The organism is Paenibacillus sp. FSL H8-0168 (assembly GCF_038592955.1).
Lineage (GTDB): Bacteria > Bacillota > Bacilli > Paenibacillales > Paenibacillaceae > Paenibacillus > Paenibacillus polymyxa_B.
Window position 1 is genome coordinate 26,884 of record NZ_CP151948.1, and the last position, 14,175, is coordinate 41,058.

General features: G+C 46.3%; 16 protein-coding genes and 1 riboswitch. Of the genes, 14 read left to right on the plus strand and 2 right to left on the minus strand.

Features of this window, described 5'->3' with window-relative positions; genetic code table 11:
• Nucleotides 1-42: 42 nt before the first annotated feature.
• The gene (locus MHI21_RS00125) at nucleotides 43-297 is read right to left on the minus strand and encodes an AbrB/MazE/SpoVT family DNA-binding domain-containing protein (protein WP_007428005.1); all 255 of its coding nucleotides are present in this window, start codon (nucleotides 295-297) and stop codon (nucleotides 43-45) included.
• Nucleotides 298-628: 331 nt separating this feature from the next.
• Here MHI21_RS00125 and MHI21_RS00130 point away from each other — a divergent pair, with 331 nt between their 5' ends.
• The 13 genes from MHI21_RS00130 (at nucleotide 629) to MHI21_RS00190 (ending at nucleotide 13,217) form a co-directional block, all read left to right on the plus strand.
• Nucleotides 629-1,912, plus strand: coding sequence for an HD domain-containing protein (locus MHI21_RS00130; protein WP_165179748.1), 1,284 nt, complete (start codon nucleotides 629-631; stop codon nucleotides 1,910-1,912).
• 42 nt (nucleotides 1,913-1,954) lie between these two features.
• Nucleotides 1,955-2,725 (plus strand): TatD family hydrolase, encoded by a 771-nt coding sequence (locus MHI21_RS00135; RefSeq protein ID WP_013308115.1) that lies wholly within the window; start codon nucleotides 1,955-1,957, stop codon nucleotides 2,723-2,725.
• Between the two features lie 201 nt (nucleotides 2,726-2,926).
• Nucleotides 2,927-3,209: riboswitch (cyclic di-AMP (ydaO/yuaA leader) on the plus strand.
• A 271-nt stretch (nucleotides 3,210-3,480) separates the two neighbouring features.
• Entirely contained in the window at nucleotides 3,481-4,629 is a 1,149-nt protein-coding gene (locus MHI21_RS00140) for a 3D domain-containing protein (RefSeq protein ID WP_023986430.1), read from the plus strand.
• Nucleotides 4,630-4,775: 146 nt separating this feature from the next.
• Nucleotides 4,776-5,321 (plus strand): ribonuclease M5, encoded by a 546-nt coding sequence (gene rnmV / locus MHI21_RS00145; RefSeq protein ID WP_013308117.1) that lies wholly within the window; start codon nucleotides 4,776-4,778, stop codon nucleotides 5,319-5,321.
• Between the two features lie 7 nt (nucleotides 5,322-5,328).
• Nucleotides 5,329-6,213: a 16S rRNA (adenine(1518)-N(6)/adenine(1519)-N(6))-dimethyltransferase RsmA gene (rsmA, locus tag MHI21_RS00150; protein WP_103049272.1), complete on the plus strand. Its 885-nt coding sequence runs from the start codon at nucleotides 5,329-5,331 to the stop codon at nucleotides 6,211-6,213.
• Nucleotides 6,214-6,268: 55 nt separating this feature from the next.
• Complete coding sequence (gene yabG, locus MHI21_RS00155; protein WP_272640836.1) at nucleotides 6,269-7,165, plus strand: sporulation peptidase YabG; 897 nt, start codon at nucleotides 6,269-6,271, stop codon at nucleotides 7,163-7,165.
• 201 nt (nucleotides 7,166-7,366) lie between these two features.
• Entirely contained in the window at nucleotides 7,367-7,648 is a 282-nt protein-coding gene (locus MHI21_RS00160) for a Veg family protein (RefSeq protein WP_013308120.1), read from the plus strand.
• 162 nt (nucleotides 7,649-7,810) lie between these two features.
• Nucleotides 7,811-7,990, plus strand: coding sequence for a small, acid-soluble spore protein, alpha/beta type (locus MHI21_RS00165; protein ID WP_007428013.1), 180 nt, complete (start codon nucleotides 7,811-7,813; stop codon nucleotides 7,988-7,990).
• Between the two features lie 144 nt (nucleotides 7,991-8,134).
• Nucleotides 8,135-8,989 (plus strand): 4-(cytidine 5'-diphospho)-2-C-methyl-D-erythritol kinase, encoded by an 855-nt coding sequence (gene ispE, locus MHI21_RS00170; protein ID WP_069290753.1) that lies wholly within the window; start codon nucleotides 8,135-8,137, stop codon nucleotides 8,987-8,989.
• A 182-nt stretch (nucleotides 8,990-9,171) separates the two neighbouring features.
• On the plus strand, nucleotides 9,172-9,999 hold the full coding sequence (gene purR / locus MHI21_RS00175) for a pur operon repressor (protein ID WP_013308122.1): 828 nt from the start codon (nucleotides 9,172-9,174) through the stop codon (nucleotides 9,997-9,999).
• A gap of 175 nt (nucleotides 10,000-10,174) precedes the next feature.
• Nucleotides 10,175-10,462, plus strand: a complete 288-nt coding sequence (gene spoVG, locus MHI21_RS00180) for a septation regulator SpoVG (protein ID WP_007428016.1) — start codon at nucleotides 10,175-10,177, stop codon at nucleotides 10,460-10,462.
• Between the two features lie 345 nt (nucleotides 10,463-10,807).
• On the plus strand, nucleotides 10,808-12,205 hold the full coding sequence (gene glmU / locus MHI21_RS00185; protein WP_081330709.1) for a bifunctional UDP-N-acetylglucosamine diphosphorylase/glucosamine-1-phosphate N-acetyltransferase GlmU: 1,398 nt from the start codon (nucleotides 10,808-10,810) through the stop codon (nucleotides 12,203-12,205).
• 58 nt (nucleotides 12,206-12,263) lie between these two features.
• Nucleotides 12,264-13,217 carry a ribose-phosphate diphosphokinase gene (locus tag MHI21_RS00190; protein WP_013308125.1) on the plus strand — a complete coding sequence of 318 codons (954 nt, stop codon included), beginning with the start codon at nucleotides 12,264-12,266 and terminating at the stop codon, nucleotides 13,215-13,217.
• 68 nt (nucleotides 13,218-13,285) lie between these two features.
• Here MHI21_RS00190 and MHI21_RS00195 read toward each other — a convergent pair whose 3' ends face one another.
• Nucleotides 13,286-13,486 carry a hypothetical protein gene (locus MHI21_RS00195; protein WP_342419177.1) on the minus strand — a complete coding sequence of 67 codons (201 nt, stop codon included), beginning with the start codon at nucleotides 13,484-13,486 and terminating at the stop codon, nucleotides 13,286-13,288.
• Between the two features lie 74 nt (nucleotides 13,487-13,560).
• Between MHI21_RS00195 and pth the strand changes: the two genes are divergently transcribed.
• Nucleotides 13,561-14,121: an aminoacyl-tRNA hydrolase gene (gene pth, locus MHI21_RS00200; protein ID WP_061831840.1), complete on the plus strand. Its 561-nt coding sequence runs from the start codon at nucleotides 13,561-13,563 to the stop codon at nucleotides 14,119-14,121.
• Nucleotides 14,122-14,175: the final 54 nt, after the last annotated feature.

Consider the following 14,175-nt stretch of genomic DNA (forward strand, 5'->3'; position numbering starts at 1 on the left):
AGAATTAACAATATCTGATAAGTCTATTATATACTAAAATTCTCAGTTTGTCACAGGTGTTGGGATTTCAGAAATGCAATCTTGGCAAACAATTTTTCCTTTGAAGTAAATTACGTTCTCAGCATTGCCGCAGAAGATACAAGCTGGCTCGTATTTTTTAAGCATGATGCGTTCGCCATCAACATAAATTTCCAAAGCGTCTTTCTCTCCGATTCCCAGGGTACGGCGCAATTCGATTGGAATAACAACACGTCCGAGCTCGTCAACTTTTCTTACAATACCAGTGGATTTCATCATAATAAATCAGGCTCCTCTCGCCGTTTAAAATAATATAAGTGTCATGATTCGACAAAATTTTCTCTTTTCTGATATTTACTATACCAACGATTCCCAAAACAGTCAACCTTAAAAATGTAGTAACAGTCTGATTATGCAAAAGTATTTAGATTAAAGAGCTTTACTTGTGTGTATTGCCTTATCTTATTGATGATTTATTCAGTTTGTCGATTTGGAAATGTCGAAAAACTATAATTCGACATATTACGACAAATAATGTCGAATGAGGGAAACCATTTAGGATTTTATTGTATTTTAATCCATTATTCCGAATATTAAAGGAGCTGATATCTTGCACCAGCCACTCAGTGAAGAAAAAGTTTTTAAAGACCCGGTACATAATTACATCCATGTTCAGGATACTGTGATATGGCGGTTGATCAACACGCCGGAGTTCCAACGTTTACGGCGCATACGGCAGTTAGGCACGTCGTATCTTACGTTTCATGGAGCGGAGCATAGCCGGTTTTCACACTCATTGGGCGTATATGAGATTACGAGAAGTATTATTTCTCAATTTGAACGTGGAGATTTCCCGGATTGGCCGAAGGAGGAAAGGCTGGTTGCTCTGTGTGCAGCTCTATTGCATGATGTGGGGCACGGCCCATTTTCTCATTCAATTGAGGAAGCCTTTCATATGAACCATGAGGATTGGACATGCCGCATTGTACTGGGAGACACGAAGATCAACGCTGTGCTACGGCAAGTCGACGAGAAGCTTCCACAAAAGGTGGCTGCGGTTATAGCCAAAACGTATGATAAACCGATTGTTGTCAACCTGGTAACCAGTCCGCTAGATGCCGATCGTATGGATTATTTGTTGCGGGATGCTCACTCGACAGGCGTCAACTATGGCACGATTGATTTGGATCGTATTTTACGACTGCTGCGTCCTCATAATGGGAGAATTGTTGTGAAGGAATCAGGTATGCATGCAGTAGAAGATTATTTAATGTCACGCTACCAGATGTATTGGCAAATTTATTTTCATCCTGTAACACGCAGCTCGGAAATCCTTTTACGTAAAATTTTCAAGCGAGCAAAGGAATTGTTTAAAAACGGATATGAGTTTGGATTTCTGCTGGACCCGTTGCCGGATCTGTTGAAAGGAGATCTTACAGTAGAGCAATATCTGATGCTCGACGAGTCATTAATCCAGACCGTATTTAGCCAGTGGAAACGAGAAAAGGACGAGATTTTAAGTGATTTGAGCAGCCGGTTTATGGACCGTAGATTGTATAAATATGTAGAGATTGAAAATATGGATACAGATACCATTGACAGTATTCGAGAAGCTTTGAAAGAGGCTGGTTTGCACCCTGAATATGATTTTGAAATTGATTTTCCGACAGATCTTCCTTATGATGTGTTTCGGCAGGGTGGCTCGACGGACAACCAGATTTTACTGCTTGGACGTCAGGGCGAGGTGAGTGAAATATCCGAAGTTTCGGAAATTGTGCGCTCAATAAGTGGTATTCACCGAGGGAAATATCATATGTATTTTCCCCAGAATAAATTGAACGCGGTAAAAGACAGGCTTCCTGCCGAAATAAGGAATTATTTTGTCAAAGAATAGACAACTATATAGAAATGTAAGTAAAAAAAGGAGATGTAAACCTTGGATTTATTCGACACTCATACTCACTTGGATGCGCCACAATTTGACGAAGATCGTGAAGAAGTTATAGCACGTGCTGTCGAATCAGGAGTAACGCGGATGATCAATATCGGATTTAATCGTGAGACCATTCCATCCACCATGAAATTGGCCGAGACGTATGATTTTATTTATGCGGCAGTTGGATGGCACCCACAGGATGCTATTACAATGCAGGAGGGCGATCTAGAATGGATTGCATCGTTATGCAGTCATAAAAAGGTTGTAGCCATCGGAGAGATCGGTCTGGATTATTATTGGGATACATCACCGAAGGATGTGCAGCATCGGGTGTTTCGAAATCAAATTGGTCTGGCTCGTGAGCTCAAGATGCCCATTGTTATTCATAACCGGGATGCCCATGAAGATATTGTTAAGATTTTGCGCGAGGAAAAAGCGAGTGAGATTGGTGGAGTCATGCACTCCTTTTCGGGTAGCTGGGAGACAGCCAAAATGGTGCTGGATATGGGATTTCACCTTTCCTTCGGTGGTCCAATAACGTTCAAAAATGCCAAGCAGCCAAAAGAGGTGCTCGCACAGGTGCCGCTGGACCGTCTGCTCATTGAAACTGATGCTCCCTATCTGACGCCTCATCCGTTTCGTGGGAAGCGAAATGAGTCTGCACATGTGAGACTGGTAGCAGAGGCTGCAGCCCAAATCAAAGGGATTACAGTGGAGGAATTAGTGTCAATAACGACCCGAAATGCCCTGGAACGATTTGACATTCAATGAAAAAGTGAAGAAATCGATCAAAATAAAGAGATAGACGAAGCTAATCATGAATTTGTTGCAGGAAACTCGAGAATATTACAATATTTTAACCGAATATTTTAAAAAATGTACTTGAAACCTGCTTTACAACATGCATAGAAACAGGATATCATCTTTTCAGTGAATTGTTGTTTGAATGTAAACATCAACAAGTCATTTCATGAACCAGTCTCGCTGAGTCCCTTTTACAGGGAACGGGGGAACCGATATGGCTTACAGTACGTCCGGCGTATGTGCAAGAAGGGAACGTCTCTTCCGCCAGCCGGCTCGACCTAAATTCTTTTCCCGGATGGGATTGAACAGGTGGAGGAGCCGTATTTCGATTTCTTTCTGGGTCTTCGGGGTGAATGTGAAGGCGACCGCCATGAGCGGTTGACCCAAGCTAGGGCGACTCTCTACGTCCGAACCCGACAGCTAACCCCGTAAGCGTAACAAGAGAGAAGCCATCTCGTGCATGAGTTTTCCCGCATATTCACACATGCCGGAAGCCACGAAAGAGCTCTCTAGTCTCTTTCTCTGGCTTTTTTTGTTGTGAATAAAAGAAAATCTGTCATCATACTGTGGTTAAACAGGGGAGGACAGCATGCCGCGAAGACGGGTACATGGTGCAGGACAGTCGTAGTTTGGGCTTGTCTTGTAGAAAATCTGTTATAGTCACGTCAAATCTCAACTATGTCTTACTCCAGACGGCGGGCTATGTAAGGAGGACGGAGGAAATGGGCATTTTCCAAAAAAAGGATACCCATGAGTCACGCTCATCCAGCATGTCTTACGTATTGCGTTGGAAGCAAGAGAATGTGCGCCAGGCTGCTTTGGTTGCTATTTTTCTAATCGCGCTAACGATTATGATTTCAATTCTGATGTACACGCAATCTAAAAAACAAGTCTTTTTTGTCATCGATGGCAAGGCGTCTGCGGTAGAAACCCGGGAATCCAAGCTTCAAGATTTGCTGAGCGAGCATTCCATTTCACTTCAGCCGCATGATACAGTTTCCATGCCGCTAAATGGAGCAATACAGGATGGCGATCGCGTAGTCATTAAACGTGCCAATCAAGTCAAAGTATCTTCAGGCAATGAGACGAAAAAGCTGTACACAACAGAAAATACAGTAGAAGGTGCCATTCGTACCTCGGGCTATAAATTATCATCAACGGATAAAGTTTATCCTGCGTTGGATGCCTCTGTTTCGTCTAACATGGACATAAAAATCGTCCGTGTGAAGAAACAGCAGGTCGAACAGAAAAAACAGGTGCCTTATCAGGTCATCAAAACGGCCGATCCGAGTCTTTATAAAGGCGATAATCGGGTCATTCAAAGCGGCAAATCGGGTGTGGTCGTCCAGCACGTTCAAAAGGTATATCATGATGGAAAGTTGGTATCCAAACAGCTGGTTAACAAGGAAGTTGCACAGAACCGTGTGGATAAGGTCATTGCGGTAGGAACGAAGAAAAAACCGGTCGTTCTTGCTGCTTCCGTCGGTCCCAATGATGCGGTTAAGGCAACAACGGTTAGTTCGGGCAGTGCTGTCCGTAAAGCAGGCGTAAATTTTAAATATAGCAAAGTTTTACAAAATGTCTCCATGACGGCGTATTCCTCACAGGAGCCAGGTATCGGTACACGTACTGCATCCGGCGCACGTGTCACGGAAGGACGCACCATCGCGGTCGATCCGAGTGTAATTCCAATCGGCTGGTGGGTGTATATCGAAGGGGTGGGCTTCCGTCGTGCGGAGGATACCGGTGGCGCGATTAAAGGCCACAAAATCGATGTGTATTATGAGAGTTTGAGCCGAGCCAACCAATTTGGTCGTAAGCACGGTAAAACCGTATATGTTATCGGACCGGTAAAGCCTGAAATCAACTAAAACAGGTTGTGTATGTTGAGGGCAATGCGATAGTATTAACAACATAGTTATGCCATGCTAAGAAGAGGATATCCTCTTCTTATTTTGTTTTCAAAAGCAGGGAAAGATAAATATAGCTTGCTGTGTAGCAGTGGAGGGAAACGCAAATGATCAAGGAAGTGATCGTGGTAGAGGGCCGGGATGATACGGTGGCCATTCGCCGCGCTGTTGAAGCGGATACGATAGAAACTGGCGGCTCCGCTATTAATAAAATGACGCTGCGTAAAATTGCATTGGCGCAGGAGCGGCGGGGGGTCATCATTTTAACCGATCCCGATCATGCAGGGGAGCGCATCCGTAAGATTATCGCTTCCAAGGTACCCGGCTGCAAGCAGGCCTTTATACCCGAGGCAGAAGCGACGCGTAAAGGAGATATTGGCGTGGAGAATGCCTCACCAGAAGCGATCAGACACGCTCTTGCACGGGTCCATACGACAGTGGAAGGCGCCGACCCGCTGATTGAGTGGGCGGACCTGATTGATGCTGGACTCATCACCCATCCCAATGCTGCTGCACGCCGTATGGCCTTAGGGAATGTGCTGGGTATTGGTTATTGTAACGGAAAGCAGCTACATAAACGGCTCTCTGTATTTCAGATCAGCCGCGAGGAATTTGCCGGGGCGCTGGCACAAATTGAAAGTGAAGGATTGTGATGTCCGTATGACAGGAATTCAAGATATAGCAACACCGCGGCGTACGAAGGAAATTATTCAACGGCACGGTTTTTCGTTCAAAAAGAGTTTGGGACAAAATTTCCTGATTGATCAAAATATTCTCAATAAGATTGTAAATGCTGCCGGATTGGATGAGACGAAGGGTGCACTTGAGATCGGCCCTGGGATTGGCGCTTTGACCGAGAAGCTGGCGCAATCGGCTAAGGCAGTTACCGCTGTCGAGATTGACCAGCGGCTGCTGCCAATTCTCGAAGAGGTGTTGGCCCCTTACGAGCATGTGAAGGTACGTCATGGAGACGTGCTGAAGCTGGATTTGCGCGAGGTGTTCGCAGCCGATTTTGCAGACGTGAGCAAAGTAAGTGTCGTGGCTAATCTGCCGTACTACGTTACTACACCGATTCTGATGAGGCTGCTGGAGGACAAGCTCCCTCTGGAGAATATCGTCGTTATGATCCAAAAAGAAGTGGCTGAGCGCATGGCTGCGTCTCCTGGAACGAAGGATTACGGCAGTCTGAGCATTGCGGTGCAATATTACAGCGAACCTGAATTAGTCTGTACTGTGCCGAATACAGTATTTATTCCCCAGCCGAATGTGGAGTCTGCAGTCATCCGGCTGCGTGTACGGGAAGCCCCTCCGGTGGAAGTGGTGGATGAGAAGCACTTCTTTGAAGTGGTTCATGCTGCTTTTGCCCAGCGTCGTAAAACCATCTCCAATAATTTAAAAAGCCGTTTCTTCACCAAAGAGAACAGGGACACGCTGGAGCCGCTGTTGCAACAAGCTGGTATTGAACCCTCCCGTCGAGGAGAAACGTTAAGTATTGAGGAATTTGCGCGTCTCAGCGCTGTGCTATTGGAGGCAGGTATATCCTAAGCTGGAACCAAACTGTGCATTCACCCATACGATATAGGAGGGGTGATACAGTGTGATGAGTTTAGGAGACTTGGTCGTTCGGAAATCGTACGGCGGGGATGTCACGTTTCGCGTTGAGGACATCCAGCGGGATAAAGCGATCATTAAGGGAATAGAATTTCGGCTGCTGGCCGATTCTCCGGTGAACGATCTGGTCAGAGTGCCTGCAGACCAGATTAGTGGTAAGGCTCAGCAGGCCCACATTAAGGCTGGTGAGTCTCTTAATCTGTTGCAACGGGCACGCCAGCAGCAAGCTGCTCGTAGTCAGGCAGCTCTGGTAGGGGACTGGAGTGATCCGGTTGAGTCAACGTATTTTGAAATGCCGGGAAAGGTTCTTCACCTGGATGGAGATCCCAGCTATCTGAAAAAATGTCTCAGTTTATATGAACAGCTCCGTGTTCCTGCAGAGGGACATCACGTTCACGAATCGGCAATGGCGGACACGTTGTACCGACTGCTTCCTCGTATCCGTCCGGATATCGTAGTCATTACCGGACATGACGGTGTGCTGAAGCAGCCACAGCCTTACGATTTGTACAGCTTGAAAAGTTATAAAAATTCGCAAAATTTTGTGGCGGCGATTCAGGTAGCAAGACAATATGAACGTCATCTGGATTCGCTGACGATTGTAGCGGGAGCGTGCCAGTCCCATTTTGAGGCGCTGCTACGTGCGGGAGCGAACTTCGCCAGCTCACCAGGGCGTATCCTGATTCACGCGCTGGACCCCGTTTACGTGGCTGCCAAGGCGGCCTTTACTTCGATCCGTGATACGGTCAACATGGGGGACCTGTTTCACCAGACAATCAGTGGCAGTCGCGGAGTGGGTGGAATTGAAACTAGGGGAAGCTATCGCATCGGCCTGCCGAAGCTTGAAAATTTATCAACGCTTAAAGTAACGCCTTCCGCAATCTAGGATTCAAATGTGCCAATAGGATTAACCTGAGCAAAAAGCCTCTGCTTTCAGAGGCTTTTTGTCATTTTTTATATAAATTATTCCTGTTCGCAAAAAATTAAATTGACAACTTATTTTTCGTGTTGTTATAATATTTAGCTTGATTTGACAATCCCTCTAAAATTCGTTATAATGGACAAGGAAAGAGGTGGTCGTTAGGCAATGGCTAAAAATACGCTGTTGGAAATCAAACGCAGTCTCGACGCACATGTAGGGCAAAAAATTTTGCTGCGGGCTAACGGCGGACGCCGTAAGACCGTCGAACGAACTGGTGTCTTGGAAGAAACGTACCCTTCTGTTTTTATCGTCAAGCTGGATCAGGAGCAACAGACGTTTAAACGTGTCTCCTACAGCTATGCTGACATTCTTACCGAGTCGGTAGAAGTCAGCGTATATGATCCCGACTCCCATACAAGTGTAGTCGAATATTTTGAAACACCTTAATTGATTTCGTGATTTATACCAGCTTTGCAGGTTTAACGACGGCTTCGTCATTTCAAATGACGGGGCCGTTTTGTATATACAGAGCAGGATGAAGCATGACATCTCTGCACATACTAAGCCGGGAATGATCTTCCTTATTCCATTGCCGAAGGAGGCGTATGTATGAGCCGAAGAAGACGGAGTGTCATGTCGGAGGAGCTAAAGTACGAGCTGGCCAAAGATCTTGGATTTTACGACACGGTCAAGGAAGAAGGCTGGGGAGGCATTAAAGCCAAGGATGCGGGCAATATGGTCAAGCGGGCTATCCAGCTTGCCGAGCAGGCAGCTTCCCGCAAATCGTAGCTATCGGTGGTGCTGATGAAAAGCGGGGATATCCGGGATTAGACCGGGTCATCTCCGCTTTTTTGAACCTCATGACTTGACACGCTGAGTCTGATATAATATGTTAAGCTGTCTTGAGGGAAAAGTTGAAGGTGGGTGAACGCCTTGAAAATATATGAAAAAGCACCGGCGAAAATCAATTTAATGCTTGATGTTCTACGTAAGCGGGACGATGGTTATCACGAGGTCGAAATGATTATGACCATGGTCGATCTATCTGACCGATTGACGATGTCTGAGTTACCGCGTGATACCATTATTATTTCAAGTCAAGCCGGGTACATACCATTGGATGAAAAGAACTTGGCTTTTCAGGCTGCTCGTCTGATCAAAGAACGTTATAACGTGTCTACGGGCGTCCACATTCATCTGGATAAGCATATCCCGGTGGCGGCAGGGTTGGCGGGTGGAAGTAGTGATGCTGCCGCAGCGCTGCGTGGACTGAACAAGCTATGGAAGCTTGGTATTTCGGATGCCGAATTAAGGGTGCTGGGTGCGGAACTGGGCTCAGATGTACCTTTCTGTATTACAGGGGGTACAGCTTTAGCAAGTGGACGCGGAGAACTGCTCAAGCCACTTCCGAATCCGCCACAATGCTGGGTGATCCTTGCGAAGCCGCCGATTAATGTATCGACGGCTGAAGTGTATGGTCGTGTCAAAGCAGATCAGATTGCGCACCACCCGTCTGCCCGCCAGATGGAGCATGCGATCCATAACGCTTCTTTTACCGATGTATGCAACGCGCTGGGGAATGTACTTGAGGATGTAACACTAAAGCTGTATCCAGAGGTAGAGCATCTTAAAAACTCCATGATCCGCTTAGGAGCAGACGGTGTGCTGATGTCAGGTAGTGGACCTACAGTGTTCGGACTGGTATCGAAGGAAGCCAAAGTGCCACGGATTTACAATGGACTAAGAGGGTTTTGTAAAGATGTGTATGCAGTACGACTTTTGACCTGATTTTAGATATTTCTTTCATATTATAGTGGTAATTGTTGTACAAATACGTACGAAGATGATATATTTACTATTAAATATTCGGATTTTACTATATCACTTACATTCCGCCAGCAACCGGCCAGTCCGCCGGTGCTTTTACTGTACAAAGCGGGCGGCAGGAGAATAGATCGCGAGGAATTGTTGTGAAAAAACTTAAAAGAAGCTCACGTTTGGTGGAAATGACGCAATTTTTGTTGTCACGGCCGCATACGCTGGTGCCTCTTACTCATTTTGCGGATCGCTACGGGGCAGCTAAGTCCTCCATAAGCGAGGATCTGGCCATCATCAAGGAAGTTTTTGAGGATGAGGGCACTGGCGAGCTTCTGACACTGGCGGGAGCGGCAGGGGGCGTGAAACTGATCCCGAGGCTTTCCAAGCAACATGCGCTTGCGTTTGCGAACGACCTGTGTGCGCAACTGGAGCAGCCTGACCGCATATTACCGGGAGGATACCTGTATTTGTCCGATTTGCTGGGCCAACCTGCGATGATGAACGAAGCTGGTAAAATATTCGCGACCGCTTTTGCCAATCGTCAGATTGATGTGGTTATGACGGTGGAGACCAAGGGTATTCCACTTGCCTATGCAACCGGAGCACAGCTGAATTTGCCAGTCGTTCTTGTACGGCGTGATCATCAGGTGACAGAAGGCTCGGCTGTAAGTATTAATTATGTTTCAGGATCACAAAAGAGCCTGCATACAATGTCTTTATCCAGACGTGCGATGCGTGAGAAATCGCGTGTGCTCATCGTAGATGATTTTATGAAGGCCGGTGGCACGATTCAGGGGATGGTCGACTTGCTGGCTGAGTTTGATGCTGAGGTGGCCGGTGTAGGTGTGCTGGTAGAATCGGGCGAGGTGGAGAACGAAGAGCGCCTGCTGCACGATTATATTTCACTGGCGAATCTGACCGCAGTCGATTCTCGAAGCAAGCAAATTACGGTCAAGCTGGGCAATTATTTTGATGAGTGAACAGGGCAGTAAATTGTCACAATCCATCATAAAATACCTAAATATGTCGAAAAGAAATCTTTTCAAAAAAATTACCTGAATTTAGGATACGAATTACCGAAAAAAAGAAGGATTTCGAACTGCTGTGTGGAATGTATACACCAAGTCCTATTTGGAAAAAGGTGGTGAAACACACATGCAGATTACGGATGTTAGACTCCGCCGAGTGAACTCAGAAGGAAGAATGAAGGCGATTGCATCCATTACGATTGATAACGAGTTTGTTGTTCATGACATCCGAGTTATCGACGGTAATAACGGGATGTTCGTAGCTATGCCAAGCAAACGAACTCCAGACGGAGAGTTTCGCGATATCGCTCATCCGATATCTTCAGGAACCCGTGAGAAGATCCAAGCTGCTGTATTGACTGAGTACGAACGTGCAGCTGTGGATGAAGAAGTTGCTATTGAAGAAGGCGCTTAATTCGCCTAAAGCAGGATTGGGGTACAAAAGAAAAAGAGAGTCACTAACTGTGGCTCTCTTTTCTTTTTGTCTGGAATGAGATATATTCTTTAGTGAGTTAACAGTCAGTTTTAAGGCAACTTGGAGCCATCCGGGCTGCCGAAGCGGCTTTTTCATAAGACAGGGACTAGGCAGCGATGCGTCCCGGGGATGAATGTCCAGCACAAGCTGGCCTGAAAAAATAGCCATTAACCAAAGGTTCGCCGTTATTTTTCAGGAGGATTGTGAAAAGTTAAGCAAAATCTGATCTGGGAATTAACGTTTTAGCCAAGGGGTAACTGTTATTTTCAGGATAGGAGGTTGGACTTGTTGGAAAGGTTGGCAGTCATTCTTGCCGCAGGGCAGGGAAAACGTATGAAATCCAAATTATATAAAGTTCTGCATCCGGTGTGCGGAAAACCGATGGTCGGGCATGTGCTCGACACGGTTCGGGAAATCGGTGTGTCCCGAAGTGTAGTCGTCGTGGGTCATGGAGCAGAGGCGGTACAGTCTTATTTGGGACCGTCAGCAGAATATGCGCTTCAGGCTGAGCAGTTGGGAACGGGCCATGCTGTCAAGCAAGCCAAGGACTTGCTCGGTCAGGAAAAAGGTACAACCATTGTCATTTGTGGGGATACTCCTTTGATCACAGCGGAAACGCTGGAGGGCTTGGTGCAACTGCACGAGAGCCGTGGGGCGGCTGCGACGATTCTGACCGCTGAGTTGGACGACCCGAAAGGATATGGACGAGTTATTCGTGATGCTTCCGGGGCCGTGCTCAAAATCGTGGAACAGAAAGATTGTTCACCTGAGGAAGATGCTGTCCGGGAGATCAATACGGGAACGTATTGCTTTGACAATGCCAAGCTGTTTGCAGCGCTGGACAAGGTAACGAACACCAATGCACAGCAGGAATATTACCTGACAGATGTCATTGGTATTTTGCATGGTGAAGGTGAGCAGGTTGAGGCGTATTTGACAGATGATGTGTCTGAATCCATCGGTGTTAACGACAGAGTGGCTTTGTCGATAGCTGAGGGCTATATGCGTGAGCGCATTGTTCGCAAGCATATGCTGAATGGTGTCACTGTCATTGATCCGTCTTCTACCTATATCGGGAGCGAGGTTGTTATTGGTTCCGATACGGTACTGTACCCGAACACATGGCTGCATGGTCAAACACAAATCGGAGAAGATTGTGTGATTGGTCCACAGGCTGAGATTCAGAATACGATTATCCATTCAGGCGCAACGGTAAAACATTCGGTGTTGAACGAAGCGGAAGTGGGAAGCAGTACATCTGTGGGGCCGTTTGCTTATCTGCGTCCAGGCGCGAAGCTTGGCGAACATGTGAAAATTGGTGATTTTGTTGAGGTGAAAAATGCGACCATTGGAGATCATTCCAAGGTGTCTCATTTGAGCTATGTCGGTGATGCTAAGGTGGGTACAAACGTAAATATTGGCTGCGGGGCAATAACGGTCAATTATGATGGATATAATAAATCCATTACAGAAATTGAAGACGATGCCTTTATTGGCAGCAACGTGAATCTGATCGCCCCGATTAAGATTGGAAAAGGTGCTTATGTTGTAGCAGGCTCCACTGTAACACATGCTGTCCCTGATAACGATCTGGCCATTGCCAGACCACGTCAAGAGAACAAAGCCGGATATGCGGACAAAATCCGCGCACGTGCCAAAGCGAAGAAGAAAAGATCGGAATGACCTAATCAGCAAGCTGTTGAATCTGTAATGAATGAACCAGCACGGAGGGTTTCTATTAATGACTTATTGCGATTCCAAACTCAAAATATTTACTTGTAACTCCAATCCGAAGTTAGCCCACCAGATTGCGGACTACATCGGCATCCCAATGGGGGAATCCCATACCACATCGTTTAGTGACGGTGAAATCCAGGTTAAGCTGTCGGAAAGCGTACGCGGCTGCCATGTGTATATTGTGCAGTCAACTTGTCTGCCGGTTAACGACAACTTGATGGAGTTATTGGTTATGATTGATGCACTTAAACGCGCTTCTGCCAAAAGTATCAATGTCGTTATGCCATATTACGGTTACGCTCGTCAGGATCGTAAAGCTCGTTCACGCGATCCGATTACAGCGAAACTTGTCGCTAACTTGATTGAAAAAGCGGGAGCTCACCGCGTAATCAGCATGGATTTGCATGCGATGCAGATTCAGGGATTCTTTGATATTCCAGTAGATCATATGTTGGGAGCGCCAATTCTGGCCCAATATTTCCGTTCCAAGCAAATTGAGAACCCGATTGTCGTTTCACCCGATCATGGCGGGGTTGTTCGTGCGCGTAAGCTGGCAGACTTCCTGAGTGCGCCGCTCGCTATTATTGATAAGCGTCGTCCAGAGCCAAATGTCAGTGAAGTGATGAACATCATCGGGAACATTGAGGGTAAAACGGCTATTTTAATTGATGATATCATTGATACAGCCGGAACGATTGTATTAGGTGCAAATGCGCTTAAAGAAGGCGGCGTAAAAGATGTGTATGCGTGTTGTACACATGCTGTGCTGTCCGGTCCTGCTATGGAAAGACTGGAGAATTCGCCATTAAAAGAGGTGGTTGTGACGGATACAATCCCGATCGTTCACCCGAATCCGACAAGCAAGCTGAAGGTATTGTCTGTGGCTCCATTAATGGGAGAAGCTATCATCCGTGTGCATGAAGAATTGTCGATCAGCAAACTGTTTGAAATCGAATAAGCGCTGGCTCATTAAAAAAGGGGTTGCCTTTTCCATATGGAAAAGGTAACCCCTATCAGCATGTCAGGCTAAAAGCCTGGGCGAGATATGAATGTGAAACGTTGACGATTGTATAGTGTGTCCTCTATTTCGACGAAATGCTCATTAAAACGCGCAACGATGCCAATCTGAATATGTACATTCCCCTCATAGATCTGGACAGGAACGGAATGTTTTAAATGATATAGAAAATGGCTGTCATATAAGAGGATATCACCTTGATTGAGCATACCGGCACGCACCTTCCTATTCAATACAACTATTTTACCAAAAAATCAAGACTGCGAAAGAGGGTGTCAAAGTTATGAAGTGGATTGTAGGATTGGGCAACCCCGGTCCCCAATACGAGAAAACGAGACATAATGTCGGATTTATGGCATTGGATGCTCTTGCCTCGCGTCATAACATCCAGATTAACCAAAGCAAATGCAAGGCGTTAATTGGAGAGGGTCACATTGGTGGCGTAAAAACCGTACTGATTAAGCCAATGACCTATATGAATCTATCAGGCGAGTCTTTACGTGCTTATATGGACTATTATAAGGCCGATATGGAAGATCTGATTGTCGTGTACGATGATCTGGATACAGAAGTCGGTAAAATAAGATTGCGTTATCAAGGTAGCGCAGGCGGTCATAACGGCATTAAATCGATCATTCAGCATACCGGCACGCAGTCCTTCAATCGGATTCGTATGGGCATTTCCCGCCCGGAGCCTGGACATGCTATTGTTGATTATGTTCTGGGTACCTTTCCCAAGAAGGAAAAAGAATTACTGGCCGGAATGATCGAGGACACGTGCAACGCCTTAGAACACAGCTTGAGTCATCCGTTTGAACGGACGATGGCTGAATTCAACAAGTAAGTTCAGACGTAGGCAGACGGGCTTAAATGGAAGATTGTTGGACATACTGAAAGG

Excerpts from the sequence above, each read along its gene's own strand:
- MHI21_RS00140 (WP_023986430.1), top strand. The coding sequence starts at position 3,481 with ATGGGCATTTTCCAAAAAAAGGATACCCATGAGTCACGCTCATCCAGC.
- rsmA (WP_103049272.1), top strand. The coding sequence starts at position 5,329 with ATGACAGGAATTCAAGATATAGCAACACCGCGGCGTACGAAGGAAATT.
- spoVG (WP_007428016.1), top strand. The coding sequence starts at position 10,175 with ATGCAGATTACGGATGTTAGACTCCGCCGAGTGAACTCAGAAGGAAGA.
- MHI21_RS00125 (WP_007428005.1), bottom strand. The coding sequence starts at position 297 with ATGATGAAATCCACTGGTATTGTAAGAAAAGTTGACGAGCTCGGACGT.
- MHI21_RS00195 (WP_342419177.1), bottom strand. The coding sequence starts at position 13,486 with ATGCTCAATCAAGGTGATATCCTCTTATATGACAGCCATTTTCTATAT.
- MHI21_RS00165 (WP_007428013.1), top strand. The coding sequence starts at position 7,811 with ATGAGCCGAAGAAGACGGAGTGTCATGTCGGAGGAGCTAAAGTACGAG.
- yabG (WP_272640836.1), top strand. The coding sequence starts at position 6,269 with ATGAGTTTAGGAGACTTGGTCGTTCGGAAATCGTACGGCGGGGATGTC.
- rnmV (WP_013308117.1), top strand. The coding sequence starts at position 4,776 with ATGATCAAGGAAGTGATCGTGGTAGAGGGCCGGGATGATACGGTGGCC.
- pth (WP_061831840.1), top strand. The coding sequence starts at position 13,561 with ATGAAGTGGATTGTAGGATTGGGCAACCCCGGTCCCCAATACGAGAAA.
- MHI21_RS00190 (WP_013308125.1), top strand. The coding sequence starts at position 12,264 with ATGACTTATTGCGATTCCAAACTCAAAATATTTACTTGTAACTCCAAT.
- MHI21_RS00160 (WP_013308120.1), top strand. The coding sequence starts at position 7,367 with ATGGCTAAAAATACGCTGTTGGAAATCAAACGCAGTCTCGACGCACAT.